The 20,622-nt window shown below is 72.6% G+C and carries 20 protein-coding genes; 10 read left to right on the plus strand and 10 right to left on the minus strand.

The window, feature by feature from the left end; translation table 11 throughout:
• The first annotated feature begins 54 nt into the window (after positions 1 to 54).
• From QBL25_RS08265 to QBL25_RS08275, 3 genes are all read left to right on the plus strand, one after another.
• Positions 55 to 711, plus strand: coding sequence for a response regulator (locus QBL25_RS08265; protein ID WP_409056368.1), 657 nt, complete (start codon positions 55 to 57; stop codon positions 709 to 711).
• 117 nt (positions 712 to 828) lie between these two features.
• Positions 829 to 2,370: a histidine kinase gene (locus QBL25_RS08270; RefSeq protein WP_409056369.1), complete on the plus strand. Its 1,542-nt coding sequence runs from the start codon at positions 829 to 831 to the stop codon at positions 2,368 to 2,370.
• 67 nt (positions 2,371 to 2,437) lie between these two features.
• A complete protein-coding gene (locus tag QBL25_RS08275; protein WP_409056370.1) occupies positions 2,438 to 3,649 on the plus strand; it encodes a CaiB/BaiF CoA transferase family protein in 1,212 nt (403 codons plus the stop codon).
• 23 nt (positions 3,650 to 3,672) lie between these two features.
• On the opposite strand, the gene QBL25_RS08280 is transcribed toward QBL25_RS08275, so the two are convergent.
• On the minus strand, positions 3,673 to 4,230 hold the full coding sequence (locus tag QBL25_RS08280) for a YbaK/EbsC family protein (RefSeq protein WP_409056371.1): 558 nt from the start codon (positions 4,228 to 4,230) through the stop codon (positions 3,673 to 3,675).
• Between the two features lie 56 nt (positions 4,231 to 4,286).
• Positions 4,287 to 4,871 carry an XRE family transcriptional regulator gene (locus tag QBL25_RS08285; RefSeq protein WP_409056372.1) on the minus strand — a complete coding sequence of 195 codons (585 nt, stop codon included), beginning with the start codon at positions 4,869 to 4,871 and terminating at the stop codon, positions 4,287 to 4,289.
• A gap of 94 nt (positions 4,872 to 4,965) precedes the next feature.
• Here QBL25_RS08285 and QBL25_RS08290 point away from each other — a divergent pair, with 94 nt between their 5' ends.
• Entirely contained in the window at positions 4,966 to 5,829 is an 864-nt protein-coding gene (locus QBL25_RS08290; protein WP_409056373.1) for an EamA family transporter, read from the plus strand.
• Positions 5,830 to 5,871: 42 nt separating this feature from the next.
• On the opposite strand, the gene QBL25_RS08295 is transcribed toward QBL25_RS08290, so the two are convergent.
• Entirely contained in the window at positions 5,872 to 6,609 is a 738-nt protein-coding gene (locus QBL25_RS08295; protein WP_409056374.1) for an acyltransferase, read from the minus strand.
• Positions 6,610 to 6,742: 133 nt separating this feature from the next.
• Here QBL25_RS08295 and QBL25_RS08300 point away from each other — a divergent pair, with 133 nt between their 5' ends.
• On the plus strand, positions 6,743 to 7,273 hold the full coding sequence (locus QBL25_RS08300; RefSeq protein ID WP_409056375.1) for a gamma carbonic anhydrase family protein: 531 nt from the start codon (positions 6,743 to 6,745) through the stop codon (positions 7,271 to 7,273).
• Between the two features lie 2 nt (positions 7,274 to 7,275).
• Here QBL25_RS08300 and QBL25_RS08305 read toward each other — a convergent pair whose 3' ends face one another.
• From QBL25_RS08305 to QBL25_RS08315, 3 genes are all read right to left on the minus strand, one after another.
• Positions 7,276 to 7,953 carry a DedA family protein gene (locus QBL25_RS08305; protein WP_409056376.1) on the minus strand — a complete coding sequence of 226 codons (678 nt, stop codon included), beginning with the start codon at positions 7,951 to 7,953 and terminating at the stop codon, positions 7,276 to 7,278.
• A gap of 90 nt (positions 7,954 to 8,043) precedes the next feature.
• Positions 8,044 to 9,714 (minus strand): carboxylesterase/lipase family protein, encoded by a 1,671-nt coding sequence (locus QBL25_RS08310; protein WP_409056377.1) that lies wholly within the window; start codon positions 9,712 to 9,714, stop codon positions 8,044 to 8,046.
• Positions 9,715 to 9,968: 254 nt separating this feature from the next.
• Entirely contained in the window at positions 9,969 to 10,421 is a 453-nt protein-coding gene (locus QBL25_RS08315; protein WP_409056378.1) for a DUF4442 domain-containing protein, read from the minus strand.
• An 81-nt stretch (positions 10,422 to 10,502) separates the two neighbouring features.
• Here QBL25_RS08315 and QBL25_RS08320 point away from each other — a divergent pair, with 81 nt between their 5' ends.
• The 4 genes from QBL25_RS08320 to QBL25_RS08335 all read left to right on the plus strand — a co-directional run bounded on the left by QBL25_RS08320 (position 10,503) and on the right by QBL25_RS08335 (position 15,234).
• Entirely contained in the window at positions 10,503 to 11,462 is a 960-nt protein-coding gene (locus QBL25_RS08320; RefSeq protein WP_409056379.1) for a hypothetical protein, read from the plus strand.
• 78 nt (positions 11,463 to 11,540) lie between these two features.
• A complete protein-coding gene (locus QBL25_RS08325; protein ID WP_409056380.1) occupies positions 11,541 to 12,584 on the plus strand; it encodes a hypothetical protein in 1,044 nt (347 codons plus the stop codon).
• 99 nt (positions 12,585 to 12,683) lie between these two features.
• Positions 12,684 to 13,730 carry a hypothetical protein gene (locus tag QBL25_RS08330; RefSeq protein WP_409056381.1) on the plus strand — a complete coding sequence of 349 codons (1,047 nt, stop codon included), beginning with the start codon at positions 12,684 to 12,686 and terminating at the stop codon, positions 13,728 to 13,730.
• A 106-nt stretch (positions 13,731 to 13,836) separates the two neighbouring features.
• The gene (locus tag QBL25_RS08335) at positions 13,837 to 15,234 is read left to right on the plus strand and encodes an MFS transporter (protein WP_409056382.1); all 1,398 of its coding nucleotides are present in this window, start codon (positions 13,837 to 13,839) and stop codon (positions 15,232 to 15,234) included.
• On the opposite strand, the gene QBL25_RS08340 is transcribed toward QBL25_RS08335, so the two are convergent.
• The 3 genes from QBL25_RS08340 to QBL25_RS08350 all read right to left on the minus strand — a co-directional run bounded on the left by QBL25_RS08340 (position 15,196) and on the right by QBL25_RS08350 (position 18,380).
• Positions 15,196 to 16,047 (minus strand): spermidine synthase, encoded by an 852-nt coding sequence (locus QBL25_RS08340; protein ID WP_409062580.1) that lies wholly within the window; start codon positions 16,045 to 16,047, stop codon positions 15,196 to 15,198. The two genes, QBL25_RS08335 and QBL25_RS08340, sit on opposite strands and share 39 nt — an antisense overlap.
• 154 nt (positions 16,048 to 16,201) lie before the next feature.
• Positions 16,202 to 17,371 (minus strand): elongation factor Tu, encoded by a 1,170-nt coding sequence (gene tuf / locus QBL25_RS08345; protein WP_409056383.1) that lies wholly within the window; start codon positions 17,369 to 17,371, stop codon positions 16,202 to 16,204.
• A gap of 310 nt (positions 17,372 to 17,681) precedes the next feature.
• Positions 17,682 to 18,380, minus strand: coding sequence for a DNA alkylation repair protein (locus QBL25_RS08350; RefSeq protein ID WP_409056384.1), 699 nt, complete (start codon positions 18,378 to 18,380; stop codon positions 17,682 to 17,684).
• Positions 18,381 to 18,458: 78 nt separating this feature from the next.
• On the opposite strand from QBL25_RS08350, the gene QBL25_RS08355 reads away from it, so the two are divergent.
• Positions 18,459 to 19,163 (plus strand): TVP38/TMEM64 family protein, encoded by a 705-nt coding sequence (locus QBL25_RS08355; protein WP_409056385.1) that lies wholly within the window; start codon positions 18,459 to 18,461, stop codon positions 19,161 to 19,163.
• Positions 19,164 to 19,290: 127 nt separating this feature from the next.
• On the opposite strand, the gene QBL25_RS08360 is transcribed toward QBL25_RS08355, so the two are convergent.
• On the minus strand, positions 19,291 to 20,460 hold the full coding sequence (locus tag QBL25_RS08360) for a thiolase family protein (protein WP_409056386.1): 1,170 nt from the start codon (positions 20,458 to 20,460) through the stop codon (positions 19,291 to 19,293).
• Between the last annotated feature and the right edge of the window lie 162 nt (positions 20,461 to 20,622).

Here is a 20,622-nt window from a genome sequence, read left to right on the forward strand (position 1 = left end):
GCCACAGGACCGAAGGCCGTCGAGGCCGGCCGAGGGCCGGGGTAGCGTGCCCGCATGATCCGAGTGCTGCTTGCCGACGACGAGTTGATGATCAGGGCCGGGGTGCGGGCGATCCTCGGCACGGCCGACGACATCGAGGTCGTCGCCGAGGCGGCGGACGGCCGTGAGGCCGTCGACCTCACGCTCAGGCACCGCCCGGACGTCTGCCTCCTGGACATCCGGATGCCCCGGCTCGACGGCCTTCAGGCGGCGGCCGAACTGCACAGGGCAGCCCCCGGGACGGCGGTGGCGATGCTCACCACGTTCTCCGAGGACGAGTACGTCGCGAGCGCGCTCGGTTCGGGAGCGGCCGGTTTCCTCCTCAAGTCCGGCAATCCGCGCGAGCTGATAGCCGGGGTCCGGGCCGTCGCCGAGGGCGGCGCCTACCTCTCCCCGTCGGTCGCCCGGCGGGTCATCTCCCACCTCGGCGCCGGACAGCTCGGCAGGCAGGCCACCGCCCGGGCCCGCGTCGAGGACCTGACGGCACGCGAGCGCGAGGTCCTCGCCCTGGTCGGCGCCGGTCTGTCGAACGCGGAGATCGCCGGGCGGCTGCATGTGGTCGAGGGCACGGTGAAGGCGTACGTCAGCCAGGTCCTCGCCCGGCTGGGGTTCAAGAACCGGGTGCAGGCCGCGATCCTCGCGTACGAGGCGGGGCTCGTCACCCAGGAGTGAGGGCACCGCATGACATCCGGGATGCCCGAGTCTGAGGGGGGTTCAGGTGATGCGGGGGCTCGGCAGGGGCACGGGTCAGGGGTGAACGGGCCAGGGGTGATCGGAGATGCTGGGGCGATGCGCGGCATACCCGGCTGGTTTCCCCGGCTCCTCGACATCGGGCTGTGGCTCGTGGTGTGCGCGCCACCGGTCTCGGTCGCCCTCGGTCCCGACGGACGCGACGCGGTCGTGGCGGCCGCGGGTGTCCCGCTCCTCGGGGTCGCGGTGGCCTTCCGCAGGCGCCGGCCGCTGGCTGCGCTCGCGGTGCCGGTCGCGCTGAGCCTGATGACGGACGCGGAGCTGCCTGCGCCCGCGTACTGGGGGGCTCTCGCCCTTTTCGGCTGGCTCGCGGGCAGCCGCGCCGGCACCGCGCGTCCGGCCCTGTGGTTCTTCGGCGGGGTCGCGACGGCCGGTCTGGTGCTGTGCGCGGTCGTGTCCAGCGATCTGTGGGCCTGGCCCACGATGCTCCTGACGCTGCTCATCGCCGTGGTGCTGCCCTGGCTGCTCGGCCGCTGCCGCCGCCAGTACGCGGATCTGACGGCCGCCGGGTGGCGGCTCGCCGAGCGCATGGAACACGAGCAGCAGGCCGTCGCGGACCGCACCAGGATCAGGGAACGGGCCAGGATCGCGGGTGACATGCACGACTCGCTCGGCCACGAGCTGACCCTCATCGCGCTCCAGGCGGGGGTGCTGGAGGTCGATCCCGCTCTCGATGCCCGGCAGCAGGCGGCCGTCGGTGAACTGCGCGCTGCCGCGGGCGCGGCGACCGAACGGCTGCGGGAGATCATCGGCGTGCTGCGGGCCGACGACGAACCGGCGCCCCGGGCGCCGTCGGAGGAGAGCCCTGAGGCCGTGGTCGAGCGCGCACGGGCGTCCGGGGTCGAGGTCACGCTCGAACGGTCGGGTGCGACGGACGACCTGGCGCCGATGGTCGCTCTCGCCGCCCACCGCGTGCTCCAGGAGGCCCTGACGAACGCCGCCAAACACGCGCCCGGCGCCCCGGTCCGGGCCCGCGTCGCGCGCGACGGCACCACGCTGCGCCTGACGGTGGTGAACGGCCCGGCCCCGGCCGCGGGCCGCCTGGCCGGGGTGGCGTCCGGCGGCAGCGGTCTTATCGGCCTCGACGAACGCGTGCGCCTTGCGGGCGGCACCCTCAGCGCCGATCCGACGGACGACGGCGGCTTCGCGGTGACCGCCGAGCTGCCCGCGGCGGGAGCGGCGCCGCGCGCGGCCGACACGCCCCGCCCCACCACCTCCGCACGTGAACTGGAGCTGGCGCGGCGGCAGGTCAGGCGCCGGCTCACGCAGACGGTCGTCGCCCCGCTCGCGGTACTCGCCGGAATCCTGCTGCTCATGCTGCCCCTCGGCCTGATCAGCTCGTCCCTCTCGGTGCTCGACCGGGACGTGTACGACGGTCTGGGCGTCGGGGAGCCGCGGGGCGACGTGGAGTCCCGGCTGCCGCAGTACACCAGGGACGGTCCACCGGACGGCGCGCCCGCGGTGCCGCGCGGCCAGGACTGCGCGTACTACAGCACCCGCCTGATGTCGGACGACGGCTACCGCGTCTGCTTCGCCGACGGACGGCTCGCGTCCAAGGCGGTCGTGGGCGAGGACGATTGACGCAGGCCGCCCCCACGGCCTGTGTGATCGTTACGGCCAAGGCAGGACCCGCGAACGAGAGGCAGTCATGGCGCCGCATCACGAACCGGACGCTCCCCTCCCCCTGGAGGGCATCACCGTCGTCAGCCTGGAGCAGGCCGTCGCCGCCCCCTTCGCCACGCGTCAGCTCGCCGACCTGGGCGCCCGCGTGATCAAGGTGGAGCGTCCCGGGGGCGGCGATTTCGCCCGGCGCTACGACACCACGGTGCACGGCCAGGCCAGTTACTTCGTCTGGCTCAACCGCTCCAAGGAGTCCCTCACCCTGGACCTGAAGTCCGACGAGGGCCGGGAGATCCTGCACGAACTCCTCGCGGGCGCGGACGTGTTCGTGCAGAACCTCGCCCCCGGCGCCGCCGGCCGCCTGGGCCTGAGTGCCGACGCGCTCCAGGCCCGCTACCCCTCGTTGATCCCGTGCACGGTCAGCGGGTACGGCACGAGCGGCTCCTGGGCGGACCGGAAGGCGTACGACCTGCTCGTGCAGTGCCAGACCGGGCTGCTCTCGCTGACCGGCACGCCCGACGAGGCGGTACGGGCGGGGATCTCGGTCGCGGACATCGCGGGCGGGATGTACGCCTACAGCGGCATCCTCTCCGCGCTCTTCACCCGGGCGACCACCGGGCGCGCCCGGGCCGTCGAGGTCTCCCTCTTCGACGCGCTCGCCGAGTGGATGAGCCAGCCCGCGTACTACACGCGCTACGGCGGCACGCAGCCGCCGCGCGTCGGGGCCCGGCACGCGACGGTGGCGCCCTACGGCCCGTTCACCGCGTCCGACGGCAAGGACGTCCTGCTGTCCGTGCAGAACGAGCGCGAGTGGGCCGCCCTGTGCGAACAGGTCATCGGGCGGCCCGAGTTGACCGGCGATCCGCGGTTCGCCACCGGCTCCGACCGGGTCGCGCACCGCGACGAACTCGACGCGATCATCTCCGCGCGCTTCGCCGGGCTCGGCAGCGAGGAGGCCATGGAGCTCCTGGACCGTGCCAACATCGCCAACGCGGGCGTCAATTCGGTCGCCGAGTTCCTCGCCCATCCCGCGCTGGTCGAGCGCGACCGCTGGCGGGAGGTCGCGATCCCGGGCGGCTCGCCCGTGCAGGCGCTGGTGCCGCCGGCGGACCTGAAGGGCGTGGCCCCGCGGATGGATCCGGTGCCGGCCGCGGGCGAGCACACCGAGCGCATCCTCGGCGAGCTGGGGCGCGGCCCGCAGGACATCGCCCGGCTGCGGGCGCGGGGAGTGTGCCGGTGAGCGGCGCGTGAGTGCCGCCCGGGTCAGGCCGCGCCGAGCCCGTCGAGCACCACGGCGTTCGGCAGCTCGGCGAAGGCCTTGCCGGGCACGATGAGCTTGCCCCGGCGGCTGCCGCTGCCGATCAGGACGTAGGGCAGGTCGACGACGGCGGCGTCCACGAGCAGCGGCCAGTCGGCGGGCAGGCCGATCGGGGTGATGCCGCCGTACTCCATGCCTGTCTCGCCGGTGGCGGTGTCCATCGGGGCGAAGGAGGCCTTGCGCGCGCCGAGTTGGCGGCGCACGACGCCGTTCACGTCGACGCGGGTCGTGGAGAGGACCAGGCACGCGGCGAACGAGGTCTCGCCGCCGCGCTTGCCCGCGACGACGACGCAGTTCGCGGACTGCTCCAGGATGTCTTGACCGTAGTGCTCCACGAAGGTGGCGGTGTCGGCCCACTGCGGGTCGGTGTCGACGTGCAGGACCTGCTCGGCGGGGACGGACCCGCTCCATCCGCGCACGGCGTCGGCGACGGGCGCGACGAGGAGGTCCAGGGCCTCGGGGGCGGGCCGGACGGCGTCGAAGTTGCCCATGGGTGCACGCATGGCCGCACGCTAACAAACCGGCCGGGCGCCGAGGTACGGAGGCCCGGGCCGCGGGCTCAGTACGAGGAGGCGTGCGCCGGCGGGACCGACACCGACATGGTCATCTCGACCGGTTCGGCACCCTTGTTGTGGTAGCCGTGGGCCACGTTGGCCTCGAACGAGGCGGCGGATCCGGCCGGCACGAGGTGCTCCACGCCGTCGACCAGGAGCGTCAGTTCGCCCGCGGCGACGTGCAGCAGTTCCATGGTGCCCGGCGGATGGGCGTCCGAGTCGCTGCCTTCGCCGGGCATCAGCTTCCACGCCCACAGCTCGAAGGGCCCGCGCACCTCGGTCCCGACGAGCAGCGTCGTGCTGCTGCCGGCGTCCGTGGACCACATGCGCACCGCCTGCTCCGGCGGCACGAGCCGCACGTGCGGGCCCTGCTCGTAGTCGAGGAGGGTGGTGATGCTGACGCCCAGGGCGTCGGCGAGCTTCACCGTGATGCCGACGCTGGGGTTGGTCCTGGCCTGCTCGATCTGGATGATCATGCCGCGGCTGACGCCCGCGCGGCCCGCGAGCGCGTCGAGCGTGAAGCCCCGTTCCGAGCGCCAGCGCTTGAGGTTGCGGGCGAGCGACTGGGTGAGCTGATCGAGGTCCGACACATTCCGTCCAATGTATTGGATGACAGAGTTCACGATAGTGCACTACGGTGTGGTGCACTTAATGGTTCACCACACTGTACTGCGAGGATCTCCGATGACCGCACTGTTCGCTCTGGCGACCAGCCTGATGTACGGGCTCGCCGACTTCGGCGGCGGACTGCTGACCCGGCGCATCCCCGCCCTCACCGTCGTCGTCGCCTCGCAGACCATCGCCGTGCTCGTCCTCGGCGCCATCGTGGTCGCCACCGGCGGCTGGACGGAGTGGGGGCCGCAGCTGTGGTTCGCGGTGGCCGCGGGCCTGCTCGGCCCGGTGGCGATGCTCGCCTTCTATAAGGCCCTGGCCATCGGCCCGATGAGCGTGGTCTCGCCGCTCGCCTCCGTCGGTGTCGTCGTGCCCGTCGCGGTGGGGCTCTTCCTCGGCGAGCGGCCGGGCGTCGCGCAGTTCGCCGGGCTCGTCGTCGCCGTCGTGGGCATCGTGCTCGCGGGCGGCCCCGAGCTGCGGGGCGCCCCCGTGCAGCGCCATGCGGTCCTGCTCACCCTCCTCGCGGCCTTCGGCTTCGGCGCGGTCCTCGCCCTGATCTCCGAGGCCTCCAGCAACCTCACGGGCCTGTTCCTCGCGCTGTTCGTGCAGCGCGTGACGAACGTGGCGGCGGGCGGGGCGGCGCTGTTCGTCTCCGTGCGGCGGGGCGGCACGGCGCTCCCCGAGGGCACGGGCATGGGCCTGATCCGGTCGGCGCTCCCGGCGCTGGCCTTCGTCGGCCTGGCGGATGTCGCGGCCAACGGCACGTACTCCCTGGCCGCGCAGAACGGCCCGATCACCCTGGCCGCGGTGCTCTCCTCGACGTACCCCGTGATCACGGCAATCGCGGCGCGTGCGGTCCTCAAGGAGCGTCTGCGCGGCGTGCAGGCGGCGGGGGCGGGCCTGGCCCTTGTGGGCACGGTGTTGCTGGCGAGCTAGCAACACCCCGGGAGCACGCCCGCGGCCGGCAAAGGCAGCGGACTACCCCTCCAACTCCCCCAGCGCGAGCAACTGCTCCGGCGTGACCCCGTCAGGAATGGGTATGGGCGCGGGCGTGCGCAGAGGCGGCTGCCACCCCGCCTCCGCGTCCCACGTCCGCACGACCCGGGCCGGCGCCCCGGCCACCACGGCATGGTCGGGAACGTCACCGCGGACGACCGCCCCCGCGGCCACCACGACGTTGCGCCCGATCCGCGCCCCCGGCAGGATCACCGCGTTCGTGCCGATCCAGCAGCCCGACCCGATCTCGACGGGCTCCATGCGGGGCCACTGCTTGCCGATGGGCGTGTGCGGATCGTCGTACGAGTGGTTCGTCGACGTCACGTACACCGTGGGTCCGAAGTAGCAGTCGTCGCCGATCGTCACCGTGGTGTCGGCGATGACGTGGCTGCCGCGGCCCAGCACGACGCCGTTGCCGATGCGCAGGATCGGTTCGGGGCCGAGGTCGAGGTCGGGCATCATCCCGGCGGTGAGGGTGACCTGCTCGCCGATGATGCAGTGGTCGCCGATGCGGATCCACGGCTCACCGAAGACGGTCCCCTGCGGGAAGGACAGCTTGGTGCCGTGGCCGATCGCCCCGAACCGCAGCCGTCCCGGCCGCTGCGCGGTGACCGCGCCCGTCCGCTGCACCCAGGCCCAGCCCGCGTGGACGGCGCGCTGGGTCGCGCGGCGCCGCCACTCGGCGACCGCGGATGAGAACGTGTTCCTGTTCTTCGGCACGCGCTCACGTTACTCAGCCGGGCGCGGCGCGGTGAGCCCGGGCCCCTGTGATCTTCACCCCACGGGGCGGCGGCCCCACCCGCGTCCCGTACGGTTCCGCCAGGCGCGCGTCACGTACGAATGGAGACATCCGATGGGCCACGAGGCACTCATCACCGGGATCGGCGGCAAGGACCCGAAGATTGATCGGGACGCCTTCACCGCACCCACCTCGGTCCTGATCGGCGAGGTGACCCTGCACGCCGGAGCGAGCGCCTGGTACGGCGCGGTGCTCCGCGCGGACGGCGGGCCCATCGTCGTCGGCGCCGACAGCAACATCCAGGACAATTGCAGCCTCCACGTCGACCTCGGCTTCCCGATGTCCATCGGCGAGCGGGTCTCGGTCGGCCACAACGCCGTCCTGCACGGCTGCACCGTCGAGGACGACTGCCTGATCGGCATGGGCGCCACGGTCCTCAACGGCGCGGTGATCGGCGCCGGTTCGCTGGTCGCGGCGCAGGCCCTCGTGCCGCAGGGCATGATCGTCCCGCCCGGTTCCCTCGTCGCGGGCGTACCGGCCAAGGTCCGCCGCCCGCTCACGGACGAGGAGCGCGCGGGCATCACCCTCAACGGCACGATGTACGTCGAGCTGGCCAAGGCCCACCGGGACGCCCACGCCAAGTGACGTCAGTCGGCGGCCGGAACGGGGACCGGCTCGGCCGCCGTCCGCGTCTCGGAGGCCTCCGCGTCCGAGCGTGCCGCCGCGGACTTCTTGGCGCGGCGCTTGACCAGCAGCATGGAGCCGACGCCGATCAGCACGGCGATGGCGAGACCGAAGTACGAGAACCGCTTGAGCCAGTCCTCGGCGACGACGCCGATGTAGTAGATGACGGCGGTCGTGCCGCCCGCCCAGACGATGCCGCCCAGGACGTTGGCGATCAAGAACTTCCAGTACGGCATGCGCAGCACACCGGCCAGGGGTCCCGCGAAGATGCGGAGCAGCGCGACGAAGCGGCCGAAGAAGACCGCCCACATGCCCCACTTCTGGAACGACTGCTCGGCGCTGCCGACGTTCGCGGCGCTGAAGTGCTTGGGGAACTTCCGTTCCAGCCAGGCCAGGAGCGGCCTGCCGCCCTTGCGTCCGATCGCGTACCCGATGGAGTCGCCGATGATGGCGCCCGCCGTGGCGCAGATCCCCAGGACGACGGGGTTGAGCTCGCCGTGCTGTGAGGAGAGCAGCGCGGCGGAGACGAGGACGATCTCACCCGGCAGCGGGATGCCCAGGCTCTCCAGACCGATGACCACGCCCACCAGCGCGTAGATACTGACGGCCGGTACGGTCTCGAGCCATTCCTGGACGTGCAAGGCCGGTTCCTCCTGTGCTGGCTGTGCTGGTGCGTCTGTACCCGGCGCGCGCGTTCCCCCCGGAGCGCGCACGCCGGGCAGCCTACCCGCTCACCCGGCGTCGGCCGGGGCGGAGTCCGCGCGGTCCCACAGATCACATCGGTGCTCACGGGCCACGGCCGCGCTCAGGGCGGTCCCGCCCGCGGAGGCGGTGCGCAGCACCAGCACCTGGCCGGGGCGCGTGCGCTGGTCGGGCGCGGCGGGCCCGCCCTCGGCGCGCGGTGCGCCGCCGTGGAGGAAGGAGCCCCAGTACTGGACCATCTGGCGGGCCAGCGCCCGCTGCTGCGCGTTCAGGGGTGACACGAGCCCGAAGTGCCGGAAGAGGTACTGCACTTCGTTGACGTGGGTCGCCCCGAAGTCGAACGTCTTGCCCGCTTCCCGGATCGAGGCGAAGGGCGGCGAGGTGCGGTCGGCGAACTCATAGGCGTAGACGGGCCCGCGCCCCGCGAGCGTGCGGTCCAGGCGCAGCGCGGGGCACGCGAACAGCTGGTCGCCCTGGGCCGCCGCGTACGCGTGCGTCGGCGAGGCGTGGCCGGACGCCGGATAGCGCCGCAGGACCTCGGCGCCCAGTTCGGCGCCGTAGGCCCGGGTGAGCGCGCCGGGGTACTGCGCCTCGGTGAGCGGCTTGCCCTGGCCGTCGAACTGCCCGTAGGCGAAGAGCCGTCCCTCGTCGCTGTTCGCGCCGTTCAGGACCGGGACGCGGGCCGCGCTCCCCTTCCGGTACGCCTCCTCGGGCTGGACCGGCAGGAAGGCGCCGCCCGCCACCGGGGCCCAGTCGAACCCGGCCTGGGCGGCGAGGATCTCCTTGGCCGGCTTCCCGCGCAGGCAGGCCAGGGCGGTGGCGGGGTCGGGGCAGCCGGCCTTCTTCGCGAACGCGGCGCCCTGGGCGATCGCCTCCTCGCGCTCGCGGGCGGCGCAGTCCCCGTAGGCGCCGCTCTGCACGATGCCCGCGCGGTAGAGGCCCTTGGCGGTGGGCGAGGCGAGCTGCGTGCAGACGGACCGGCCGCCCGCCGACTCGCCCGCGACGGTGACGCGCCGCCGGTCGCCGCCGAACGCGCCGATGTTGGCGCGCACCCAGCGCAGGGCGGCCTGCTGGTCGAGCATGCCGTAGTTGCCGGAGACCTGGCCGTCGGAGGCCTCGGCGTCGAGGCCCTTCCCGGCGAGGAAACCCATCGCCCCGAGGCGGTAGTTGACGGTCACGACCACCGTGCCGGTGCGGCGGGCGAAGGTGTCGGGCACGATGTCCTCCCCCGCGCCCGCGGTCAGTCCGCCGCCGTGCAGCCAGACCATGACGGGACGGCGCTCGCTCTTGCCCTTCGCCTCGGGGACGTACACGTTGAGGTCGAGGCAGTCCTCGGTGTGGCTGGGGTTCTCGTAGCCGGGGTCCCAACTGGCCGTCTGGACGCAGCGGTTGCCGAAGGAGGTCGCGCCGCGTACGCCGTGCCAGGGCTCGGCGGGGCGCGGCTCCTTCCAGCGCAGGCCGCCGACGGGCTGCCGTGCGTAGGGGATGCCGAGGAACTGCCGCCCCTCTGCGGTTAATTCGCCGCGCAGCCAGCCCGCGTCGGTACGGACGAGAGTGCCGCCGCCCGGCCGGGGCGGGCTCTCGGGGGTGGCACGCGCGGTGTGCGGAGGGAGCAGGGCCGCGGCGGCGGCCATGACGACCAGGGCGCAGGCGCCCCGGCCCGTTCTCTTCCTGCGGCTCGTACGACTGATGCGGCTCATGCGGCGACTCCCGTGGCTGGACGACGTCGACCCCCTGGCGGCGGGAAAACTACGGCCGTCGTTGACTCGTGTCAATGACCTGAGCGCGAGGCCGCGGAGAACGGCGGGAAAGTCACGGAGCCGGAGCCTGGGCCGAAGTCGGGGCGGGGGCCGCAAAAACGGAGACGGCACCGCGCCGGCCGGGACCCCCGTGACCCGGCCGGCGCGATGCCGTGTGCTCGTCGAACGTACGGAAGTGAACGCCCGTACGCGACTCAGTTATTGGGCCGCAGGGTCCAGACGACGGTCATCTCGCCGGTCACGGCGCCGTCCTCGCGCTGGATCGCGATCGCCACCGGGAACTCGGGGCGCTGCCCCGCGTCCAGCTCGGCGACGACCTCGGCCGCCGGGCGCCCGAGGGTCGCGGTGGCGGTCACCGGCCCCATGGCGAGCTTCTTGTACGCGATGTCGGCGCTGACGGCGAGAGGGACGGCCCTCGACAGCTGGTCGCCGAACGCGGCGAGCACGATCGCGCCGCTCGCCGACTCGCCCAGGGTGAACATGGCTCCGGCGTGCGGCCCGCCGACGTGGTTGTGGTACTCGGCCTGGTCGGGCAGGGCGACCACGGCCTTCTCGGGCGTGGCCTCGCGGAACTCGAGGTTCAGGGTCCGGGCCATCGGCACGGTGGCGGCGAGCATCTCGCCGATCGACATCTGGTCAGCGCTCATGACTGGAATGTTACCCACGGGTAGCGTTCTTTGACCAGGAGCCGGCTCGACCTGGATCACGGTCGCCTAGGGTGACTCCCCATGTGGCCAGGAGAGCAGCAGCCCGGGGGCGGACCGAACCAGCAGCCGAATCTCTACCAGCAGCCGGGGTACCAGCAGCCGGCGCCGTGGAACGCACCCACCCTGCCCGGCGGGACGCCCCAGGCGCCGCAGGACGGCGGGGGCGGCGGCAACAGGACCAAGGTCGTCGCCGTGGTCGCCGCGGCGGCGGTCGTGGTGGCCGCGGGCGTCACCGGCGTCCTGCTCCTGGGCGGCGACGAGGGCGACGACGCGCAGGCCGGGCCCGCGGGGTCCTCCGCTTCCGCGAGTCCTTCCGCGAGCCCGTCCGCCGACCCTTCCGGGTCCGATGACGCGGACCGGCGCGGTGTGGGCGGCGGTCCGAAGCCGACGGTCAAGGGCTGGAAGACCGTCGTGAACGTCGAGCGCGGCATCGCCTTCGACGCTCCCCCGGAGTGGAACCTCAAGTCGCGTGACTGGGTGGACGCCGTCGGGGAGGCCGACGACGAGGACAGCATCCTGATCGCGATGGTGGCGCCCGCCGCGCTCAAGGAGAAGTGGTGCGCGAGCGATCCCGACCGGGACGGCGTCGAGGACCACACGCCGCTCGCGGAGGCCGGCAGCAAGGGCAACCGCACCGCGAAGAGCACCGAGCAGATCGCCGTGAAGGACTCGGCGACGTGGGTGTACGGCCAGTACTCCCAGCCCGACCGCAAGAGCGTCAAGACCAGCGCGGCGCAGCCCTACACCACCGCCTCCGGCCTCACCGGCAGCGTGGCCACCTCCTCGGTCTCGGGCATCGAGAAGACCGACGAGTGCCGGACCGACGGCAAGGCGACCACGTTCGGATTCAAGGACTCCCGGGGGAAGTTCGCCTCCTGGTCGTTCTTCGGCGCCAAGAACGTGAAGGACGAAGTGCCCGACGCGACGGTCAGGAAGATGCTCAGCACCGTGCGCGAGTACGACGACGGCTCCGCGTCCTGAGCCACCGCACCACCACGGGCCCCGTGACCAGGGGTTGTCGCGCCGCTCCGGTTTCCTGACCCCGTATCGTTTCCCGCCATGTGGCCAGGACAGCAGCCGCCCGGGGGCGAGCAGAACCCGCAGGACCAGAATCCCAATCCGTACCAGCAGCCGGGGTACCAGCAGCCGAACCCCTACCAGCAGCCGGGGTATCAGCAGCCCAACCCGTACCAGCAGCAGCCGGCGCAGGGGCAGTGGAGCGCTCCGACCGCGCCGATGGGCGTGCCTCAGCAGCCCGGCGGAAGCGGCGGGAACGGCGGGAACGGCAACAAGACCAAGCTGGTCGCCCTTGTCGCGGCCGCCGCGGTCGTGGTGGCCGCAGGCGTCACCGGCTACCTGGTGCTGGGCGGCGACACGGACGACTCGGCGGACGCCAAGCCGTCCAAGTCCCCCGCCGGCGCCGCCTCCAAGGAGCCGGGCACCGGCCCGGCGACCGGCGGCGGCGAGGACGAGCGCGGCACGGGCAACGGCCCCAAGCCGGTGGTCAAGGGCTGGCAGGTCGTCGTGAACCCCAAGTGGGGCACCGCCTTCGACGTCCCGGCCGACTGGGAGGTGCAGACCCCCGACACCTTCATCGGTTTCGAGGACGCCGCCAAGGGCGCCGACGCGAAGCCGCTGATCACCATGTCGGCGCCCGCCTACTACAAGTCGAAGTGGTGCTCCTCCGACGACGACAAGGACGGCACGAAGGACGACACCGCCCTGGGCGCCGTCGGCACCAAGGGCGCGAACGGCGCGAAGAGCACCGACGAGGTCGCGGTGAACCAGGTGCCCTGGTGGGTCTTCGGCGGTTACACCCAGCCCGACCGCAAGAGCCTCACCTTCGACAAGAAGGCGAAGCCCTTCACCACCAAGACCGGCGTCAAGGGCAGCATCGCCCGCGCCCAGTCGAAGAACACGCCGCAGAACGGCACGTGCGACTCGGACGGCAAGGCGATCACCTTCGGCTTCAAGAACTCCGACGGCGAGTACGTCGCCTGGAGCCTCTACGGGGCGACGGGCGTCAAGGACGAGATTCCCGAGGAGACGGTGATGAAGATCCTGAACACGGTCCGTCTCTCGGGGGATCCCACGGAGTCCTGAGGCGTTTCGTGCCCCACCGGGGCTTGTGACCCGATGTGCCGGGCCCCCTGCGGGGGCAGCGATGACATCCGGCCACAAGCCCCTCTATGGTTACTGCCCATGTGGCCAGGACAGCAGCCGCCCGGGGGCGAGCAGAACCCGCAGGACCAGAATCCCAATCCGTACCAGCAGCCGGGGTACCAGCAGCCGAACCCGTACCAGCAGCCGGGATACCAGCAGCAGCCGCCGCACTCGGGGGCCTTCTCGCAGCCCGAGCAGCCGCAGTGGGCCGCGCCGACGCAGCCGCCCATGCCGCCCCAGCCGGGTGGCGGGCAGGGCGGTGACGGAAAGAAGACGAAGATCACCGCGATCGTCGCGGCGCTGGCCGTCCTGGTGGCCGCCGGTGTGACGGGCTTCCTGGTCCTCGGCGGCGACAAGGACGACGAGGCGGACGGCAAGCCGAACAAGAAGTCCCCCGCCAAGTCGGCCTCGCCGAAGCCGAGCCCCACCGCGACGGACGACGGCGGCAGTGAGCGTGGCACGGGCAACGGCCCCAAGCCGACGATCAAGGGCTGGCAGGTCGTCGTGAACCCCAAGTGGGGCACCGCCTTCGACGTCCCGGCCGACTGGGAGGTCGACACCCCGGACACGTTCATCGGCTTCGAGGACGAGGAGAAGGGTGACGGCAGCGTGCTCATCGGCATGTCGGCGCCCGCCCACTACAAGTCGAAGTGGTGCTCCTCCGACGACGACAAGGACGGCACGAAGGACGACACCGCCCTCGGCGCCGTCGGCACCAAGGGCCAGAACGGCGCGAAGAACACCAAGGACGTCGCGCGCAACGACTCCGCGTGGTGGGTCTTCGGCGGCTACACCGGCCAGAAGAAGGCCGACAAGAAGCGGATCGACATCGGCAAGGTGAAGTCGTACACCACCGCGTCGGGCATCAAGGGCAGTGTCGCCACCTCCACGACGTCCGGCGTCGTCAAGGAGGACAAGTGCGACTCGGACGGCAAGGCCACGACGTTCTCCTTCAAGAACGGCGACGGTGAGTACGTCGCGTGGTCGCTGTACGGCGCCAAGGGCGTGAAGGGCGAGATCCCCGACGCGACGGTGCAGAAGATCTTGAGCACGGTACGGCTGCACGGGGACCCCTCGGAGTCCTGATCCGCCGGGCCGCCGCGGGGCCACGGGACCGCTGACGCTCCACGGGCTGCCGGACCTGCGCGGAAACGGTTTGGCAAGTCGGTGTCCCTGCGGCCATAGTCCCTTGGTGACCACACCCGCCGACGTGCGCCGCCCCTCCTGGGCCGGCCGCAACTACAGCCTGCTGACCGCCGCCGCGATCGTGACCAATCTGGGCAGCCACGGCGCCCTGATCGCGGCGGCGTTCGCCGTCCTCGACACGGGCGGTGACGGCGGGGACGTGGGTCTGGTGGCGGCGGCGCGCACGCTGCCGCTCGTGCTGTTCCTGCTGATCGGCGGCGCGGTCGCCGACCGTCTGCCGCGCCACCACGTGATGGTCGCGGCCAACGCGCTCAACTGCGTCTCGCAGGCGGTCTTCGCGGTCCTCGTGATCTCCGGCGCGCCCCCGCTCTGGTCGATGATGCTGCTCACCGCCCTGGGCGGCACCGGGCAGGCGTTCTTCGGCCCGGCGGCCGAGGGCATGCTGATGTCGACCGTCAGCGGCGAACAGGCCGGCCGCGCCTTCGCGCTGTACCGCATGGCGATGCAGGGAGCGGGGCTCGGCGGCGCGGCGCTCGGCGGTCTGATGGTCGCCGCGATCGGCCCCGGCTGGGTGCTCGCGGTGGACGCGGCGGCGTTCGCGGTGGCCGGAGCCCTGCGGTCGTTCCTCGACGTGAGCCACATCCCGGCACGCGCACCCGGCGGCGGCCTCCTCTCCGACCTGCGGGAGGGCTGGCAGGAGTTCATCGGCCGGCCGTGGCTGTGGGCGATCGTCGCGCAGTTCTCCGTGGTGGTGGCGGTGGTGGGCGCGGCCGAAGCGGTCTTCGGACCGCTGGTCGCCCGGGACGAGCTGGGGGGTGCGGGGCCCTGGGGTCTGGCGCTCGGCGCGTTCGGCGCGGGCACCGTCGGCGGCGCGTTCCTGATGATGCGCTGGAAGCCGCGGCGCCTGCTGCTCGCCGGCACCCTCTGCGTCTTCCCGCTCGCCGCGCCCTCGGCGGCGCTGGCGGTGCCGCTGCCGGTGTGGGGGCTCGCGGCGGTGATGTTCGTCAGCGGCGTCGCCATCGAGGTGTTCGGCGTCTCGTGGATGACGGCGATGCATCAGGAGATCCCCGAGGAGAAGCTGTCGCGCGTCGCGGCGTACGACTGGTTCGGCTCGATCGCGATGGTTCCGCTCGCCACGGCGCTCGCGGGCCCGGCGGAGCTCGCCTTCGGCCGCTCGGCGTCGCTGTGGGGCTGCGCGGTCCTGGTGGTCGTGGTGACGGCGCTGGTCCTGTTCGTGCCGGACGTGCGCAATCTGACGCGGCGCGCGAGCTCCACGGAGGTGGCGAAGGCGGCCACTCCCCTGGTGGAACCCTCGGCGGAGCTGGCGACCGGCCTCCCGGTGGAGCCGTCGGCCGATCCCCTGCCGGACCGGCCCGGCGCCATGGACGAGCCGGGGGCCGAGCCCTCAGCCGATGCTGAAGGCTCCGTCCGGCGGTTCGGGTGACGGGACCGCGTTCTCGTCGTGGACCGGGCGCGCGTCGCCGATGAACAGGCGCAGCGCCGGGCCGTGCTCGACGCGGGCCGGGAAGACGTCGGAGGCCGTCCGCCGGGCCAGGGCCTCGATCTCGATCGGCCCGTGTGAGGCGACGAGCACCGCGTTGCCGAAGCGGCGGCCCCGCAGCACGCTCGGCTCGGCGATCAGCGCGACCTCCTCGAACACCTCGGCGAAGGTGGCGAGCTGGGAGCGCAGGAAGGCGAAGGGCGCGCCGTCCGCGAGGTTCGCCGCGTAGAGGCCGCCCGCCCGCAGCACCCGTTCCGCCGCGCGCGCGTACGCCACCGACGTCAGGTGGGCCGGCACCCGCGAGCCGCCGAAGACATCGGCCACGAGTACGTCGGCGCTGTCCGCGGCCGCCTGTTCGAGCCACTGCCGGGCATCGGCGCCGTGCACGGTGATGCCGGAGCCCGCGGGCAGCGGCAGCCGGTCGGCGACCAGGTCGAGCAGGCCCCGGTCCGCCTCCACCACGTCCTGCCGCGAGCCGGGCCGGGTCGCGGCGACGTAGCGGGGCAGGGTGAGCGCGCCGCCGCCGAGATGGACCACGTCCAGCGGGCGGCCGGGGTCTCCGGTGGCGTCGGTCCCGGTGGCGTCGATTCCGGTGGCGTCGATTCCGGTGGTGTCGGTCCCGGTGGTGTCGATGACGTGGGCGAGCCGCTGCGCGTACTCGAACTCCAGGTAGGTGGGCGCGTCCAGATCGACGTAGGACTGGGGCGCCCCGTCGACCGTGAGCAGCCAGGCGCGGCGCCGGTCCACGTCCGGCATCAGCTTGGCGGTGCCGTGGTCGACGTCCCTGATGACGGCTATGGCCTCGTCCGCGCCGCCGTCCGCGCTCTCGTCCGTCTTCTCGTCCTCGGTCACCGCTCCATTGTGCCCGCCTCCCCCGGGGTGGATCCCCGGAGGAGACGGGCAGCGGGCGTCAGCCGACCGCGGTCACCGTGCCCGCCCCGACGGTGCGCCCGCCCTCGCGGATCGCGAAGCCGAGGCCCGGCTCCAGGGGCATGTCGCGGCCGAGCTCCACCGTCATCGCCACGGTGTCGCCGGGCCGGGCGACGGCGGCCTCGCCGAGGTCCACGTCACCGACCACGTCCGCGGTCCGCAGATAGAACTGCGGCCGGTAGCCGGTCGCGATCGGCGTCGACCGGCCGCCCTCCTTGGTCGACAGGACGTACACCTGGGCGGTGAAGCGGCGGCTCGGAGCGACGCTGCCCGGCTCGGCGACGACATGCCCGCGCCGTACGGCGTCGCGTGGGACCCCGCGCAGGAGCAGCGCCACGTTGTCGCCGGCCTGCGCGGACTCCATCGGCTTGCCGAAGGTCTCCAGACCGGTGACGACGGTCTCCGTCTCCGCGCCGAGGACCTCCACCCGGTCACCGACCCGCACCGTGCCGCGCTCGACGGCTCCGGTGACGACGGTCCCGCGGCCGGTGATGGTGAGCACGTTCTCCACCGGCAGCAGAAAGGGCGCGTCGACGTACCGCTCGGGCATGGGCACATAGGTGTCCACGGCGTCGAGCAGCGCCTCGATGGCGGCGGCCCAGCGCGGGTCGCCCTCCAGCGCCTTCAGCCCCGAGACCCGCACGACCGGCACGGAGTCGCCCCCGTACCCGTGCGCGGAGAGCAGCTCACGCACCTCCAGCTCGACGAGGTCGGTGAGCTCCTCGTCCCCCGCGTCCGCCTTGTTCAGCGCGACCACGATGTGGTCGACGCCGACCTGGCGGGCCAGCAGGACGTGCTCGGCGGTCTGCGGCATGATCCCGTCGAGCGCGGAGACGACGAGGATCGCCCCGTCGAGCTGCGCGGCGCCGGTGACCATGTTCTTGACGTAGTCGGCGTGGCCCGGCATGTCCACGTGCGCGTAGTGCCGGGTGTCGGTCTCGTACTCGACGTGCGCGATGTTGATGGTGATGCCGCGCTGGGCCTCCTCGGGGGCGCGGTCGATGCGGTCGAAGGGCACGAACGTGCCGGTGCCGCGCTCGCTGAGGACCTTGGTGATGGCGGCGGTCAGGGTGGTCTTGCCGTGGTCGACGTGGCCCATCGTGCCGATGTTGAGGTGCGGTTTCGTGCGGATGTACGCCGTCTTGGACATGGCGGTTCCTTCTCCGGAACTCGAAAGCTGAAGTCCTGGGCGCACGGCGTCGCGTGCGCGCTCGGGACGGGGACCCCGGGGCCGAACCGACCCTCCCCCTGTGGGGTCCGCCGGAGTGTCCGGGGAGGGTCAGCGTCGGGCGCCGCCGACGGGGAATGCCGCGAAGTGGAAGACGGCAGCCTTCGCAGCGTCCGCGACTGCGGACGGGGCTGCGTGGAAGGCGTACCGGAACATGGGGCAGATCATTGCCGACGGGCGGGGGTTCGTCGAATGGTTTTCGCCGGGCCCGTGCCCGTGAAGTCCGGTGTGATCAGAGGTTCTTCAGGGCCTCGCGCACCGAGAGGGGCGCCAAGTGTCCCTTCTCCCGCTCGACGAAGTCGCGTACGGCCGCCGGATCGGTCTTGGCGTACTCGCGCAGGCACCAGCCGATGGCCTTGCGGATGAAGAAGTCGGGGTGCCCGGCCTGGCGCAGGCAGTAGGCGAAGAGGCGTCCGGTGTCGGTGGTGTCCTTGTGGCGGAGCTGGTGGAGGAGGGCGGTGCGGGCCACCCAGAGGTCCTCGTCCTCGATCCAGGCGTCCATCTCCGTCCTGAGCCGCGGGTCGGCGGCGACCAGGCCCCCGACGACGTGCGCGGCGAGCGCGTCGACGGTGTCCCACCAGGACACCGTCGTGACGAGACGGCGGGCGACCGGCAGGAAGCCCGACGAGAGGCACTTCACGTGCCGCCGCAGATAGTCCACGGCGAAGTACGCGTACTCGCGCTCCGGCAGTTCCCAGCAGCGCAGCGCCACGGCCGCGCAGTCCGCCTCGTCGGGGCGCGGGAGCCCGGCGAGGACCGTGCGGGACAGCTCGCGGCGCACGGGCGAGGGCAGGCCCAGAAAAGGGGCGATGTCCTTCATGTACGCCTGTGCCCGCGCGGCCCGCACGGGGTCCGCCGAAGCCGCGTACGTCACGGTGAGACGCTCCATGACGGTGTCGGCCAGCTCGCTGTGCGGAACGGTCGCGCTCATGGGACGCACCTTAGAACTGTGACGCCCGTGAGACGCTCCATACGGCGATCACACACATTTGTCGGTTAGTCTCCCCGGATGTTCGACTCAGCCGCAGTCCGTCCGCAAGGCTTCGCCGAGCGCTGCACCAGGGTGCTGCTCTCGCCGTGGTCGCGGCTCTCGCTGCTGGTGGCGCTGCTCGCGGCCGCCGGGACGTGTGTGCTGCTCTTCGAGCCACAGCGGCTGCTGTCCGACGGCTGGCCGGCGCAGCTCGGCGGGGCCGCCGCGGTCCTTGTCTTCGCGGTCGCGTACGGCCTGTGCACCACCGCGTTCGTACCGCGTCCGTTGCTCAATCTGGCGGCAGGCGCCCTGTTCGGTTCGCAGGCGGGCCTCACGGCGGCGCTCGCGGGCACGGTCCTCGGCTCCGGGATCGCCTTCGGCCTGGGCAGGATGCTGGGCCAGGACGCGCTGCGCCCGCTGCTGCGCGGCCGCTGGCTGAAGGCGGCCGACGGGCAGTTGAGCAGACACGGCTTCCGGTCGATGCTGGCGGCCCGGCTCTTCCCCGGGGTGCCGTTCGCGGCGGCCAACTACTGCGCGGCGGTGTCCCGTATGGGCTGGCTGCCGTTCCTGCTCGCCACCGGCCTGGGGTCGATCCCGAACACCGCCGCGTACGTCATCGCGGGCGCGCGCGCCTCGACGCCTACGTCTCCCGTGTTCCTGGTCGCGATGGGCTTCATCGCGGTGACGGGGCTGGCGGGCGCGGTGGTGGCGTGGTTCAAGCGCCACCATTTGCGCGCCCGCTAGGACTTCGGCGGCCGATCGCGCCGCACCCACGCAGGACCCACGCAGGCACGCACCCGCACCCGCGCACCCGGGGGCAGCCCCTAGGAGCGCCTCTGCCCTGGCCTGGCCTGCCCTGCCCGCTCCTGGCTCATATCGCTTCGAGGATCGTCGCGTTGGCCAGGCCCCCCGCCTCGCACATGGTCTGCAACCCATAACGCGCCCCACGGGCCCGCATGGCGTGCACGAGGGTGGTCATGAGCCGCGTGCCGCTCGCGCCCAGGGGGTGCCCCAACGCGATGGCTCCGCCGTGCACGTTGACCTTCTCCGGGTCGGCGCCGGTCTCCTGGAGCCAGGCCAGGACGACGCTGGCGAAGGCTTCGTTGACCTCGAAGAGGTCGATGTCGGACAGGCTCAACGAGGCCTTGCGCAGCACCTTTTCGGTGGCGGGCAGGATGCCGGTGAGCATCAGGAGCGGGTCGGAGCCGGTGACGGCGAAGCTGTGCAGCCGGGCCAGCGGGCGCAGACCGAGCCGTGCGGCGTGCTCGCTGGTGGTGATCAGGACGGCGGATGCGCCGTCGTTGACGGGGCTGGCGTTGCCCGCCGTGACGGACCAGTCGATCTGCGGGAAGCGCTCGCCGAAGCCGGGGTCCTGGTAGGCGGGCTTCAGGCCGGCGAGTATCTCGGGGGTGGTGGCGGAGCGTACGCACTCATCGCGCGTGACGCCGTCGACCGGGGCGACCTCCGCGTCGAAGAGTCCCTCGTCCCAGGCCCGTGCCGCCCGCCGGTGGGAGGTCGTGGCGAACGCGTCCATCTGCTCGCGGCCGATGGACCACTTGGCGGCGATGAGTTCGGCGCTGATGCCCTGCGGTACGAGCCCCTCGGGAAAGCGCCGGGCGACCCCGGGTCCGAAGGGGTCGGCGCCCGGCGGGACGTTCGACCACATCGGTACGCGGCTCATCGACTCGACCCCGCAGGCGACGGCCATGTCGTACGCGCCGGAGAGCACGCCCTGCGCGGCGAAGTGCACGGCCTGCTGGGACGAACCGCACTGGCGGTCCACGGTGGTGGCGGGCACCGACTCCGGGAAGCCCGCGGACAGGACGGCGTACCGGGTGGTGTTCATGGCCTGCTCGGCGACCTGGTCGACGCAGCCGCCGATCACGTCGTCGACCTGGCCGGGGTCGATGCCCGTGCGCTCCACCAGGGCGCGCAGGGTGTGGGCGAGGAGTTCGACCGGGTGGACGTGGGCGAGGGAGCCGTTCGGCTTTCCCTTGCCGACCGGGGTGCGTACGGCTTCGACGATGACGGCGTCACGCATGGTGCGGTCCTCCTAGGGCGCCGGGGGTCAGCGGCGCGGGGCGCGGTACGAGATGGACTCCCCTTTGCCCGCCGCCGTGCACGGCTCCCCCCGGCGAATACCAGTGAGTAGGAAATTCCAACTCACCATAGCCCGGCGAGTTGGAAAAACAAACCCTCCCCT

Source organism: Streptomyces sp. SYP-A7185, from assembly GCF_046103685.1.
In the GTDB taxonomy this organism is placed as follows: Bacteria; Actinomycetota; Actinomycetes; order Streptomycetales; family Streptomycetaceae; genus Streptomyces.

What these genes read in the sequence shown, in the direction of transcription:
- QBL25_RS08320 (WP_409056379.1), top strand. Translation starts at nt 10,503, where the DNA reads ATGTGGCCAGGAGAGCAGCAGCCCGGGGGCGGACCGAACCAGCAGCCG.
- tuf (WP_409056383.1), bottom strand. Translation starts at nt 17,371, where the DNA reads ATGTCCAAGACGGCGTACATCCGCACGAAACCGCACCTCAACATCGGC.
- QBL25_RS08315 (WP_409056378.1), bottom strand. Translation starts at nt 10,421, where the DNA reads ATGAGCGCTGACCAGATGTCGATCGGCGAGATGCTCGCCGCCACCGTG.
- QBL25_RS08310 (WP_409056377.1), bottom strand. Translation starts at nt 9,714, where the DNA reads ATGAGCCGCATCAGTCGTACGAGCCGCAGGAAGAGAACGGGCCGGGGC.
- QBL25_RS08290 (WP_409056373.1), top strand. Translation starts at nt 4,966, where the DNA reads ATGACCGCACTGTTCGCTCTGGCGACCAGCCTGATGTACGGGCTCGCC.
- QBL25_RS08355 (WP_409056385.1), top strand. Translation starts at nt 18,459, where the DNA reads ATGTTCGACTCAGCCGCAGTCCGTCCGCAAGGCTTCGCCGAGCGCTGC.
- QBL25_RS08270 (WP_409056369.1), top strand. Translation starts at nt 829, where the DNA reads ATGCGCGGCATACCCGGCTGGTTTCCCCGGCTCCTCGACATCGGGCTG.
- QBL25_RS08280 (WP_409056371.1), bottom strand. Translation starts at nt 4,230, where the DNA reads ATGCGTGCACCCATGGGCAACTTCGACGCCGTCCGGCCCGCCCCCGAG.
- QBL25_RS08300 (WP_409056375.1), top strand. Translation starts at nt 6,743, where the DNA reads ATGGGCCACGAGGCACTCATCACCGGGATCGGCGGCAAGGACCCGAAG.
- QBL25_RS08360 (WP_409056386.1), bottom strand. Translation starts at nt 20,460, where the DNA reads ATGCGTGACGCCGTCATCGTCGAAGCCGTACGCACCCCGGTCGGCAAG.
- QBL25_RS08275 (WP_409056370.1), top strand. Translation starts at nt 2,438, where the DNA reads ATGGCGCCGCATCACGAACCGGACGCTCCCCTCCCCCTGGAGGGCATC.
- QBL25_RS08330 (WP_409056381.1), top strand. Translation starts at nt 12,684, where the DNA reads ATGTGGCCAGGACAGCAGCCGCCCGGGGGCGAGCAGAACCCGCAGGAC.
- QBL25_RS08350 (WP_409056384.1), bottom strand. Translation starts at nt 18,380, where the DNA reads ATGAGCGCGACCGTTCCGCACAGCGAGCTGGCCGACACCGTCATGGAG.
- QBL25_RS08265 (WP_409056368.1), top strand. Translation starts at nt 55, where the DNA reads ATGATCCGAGTGCTGCTTGCCGACGACGAGTTGATGATCAGGGCCGGG.
- QBL25_RS08325 (WP_409056380.1), top strand. Translation starts at nt 11,541, where the DNA reads ATGTGGCCAGGACAGCAGCCGCCCGGGGGCGAGCAGAACCCGCAGGAC.
- QBL25_RS08340 (WP_409062580.1), bottom strand. Translation starts at nt 16,047, where the DNA reads ATGCCGGACGTGGACCGGCGCCGCGCCTGGCTGCTCACGGTCGACGGG.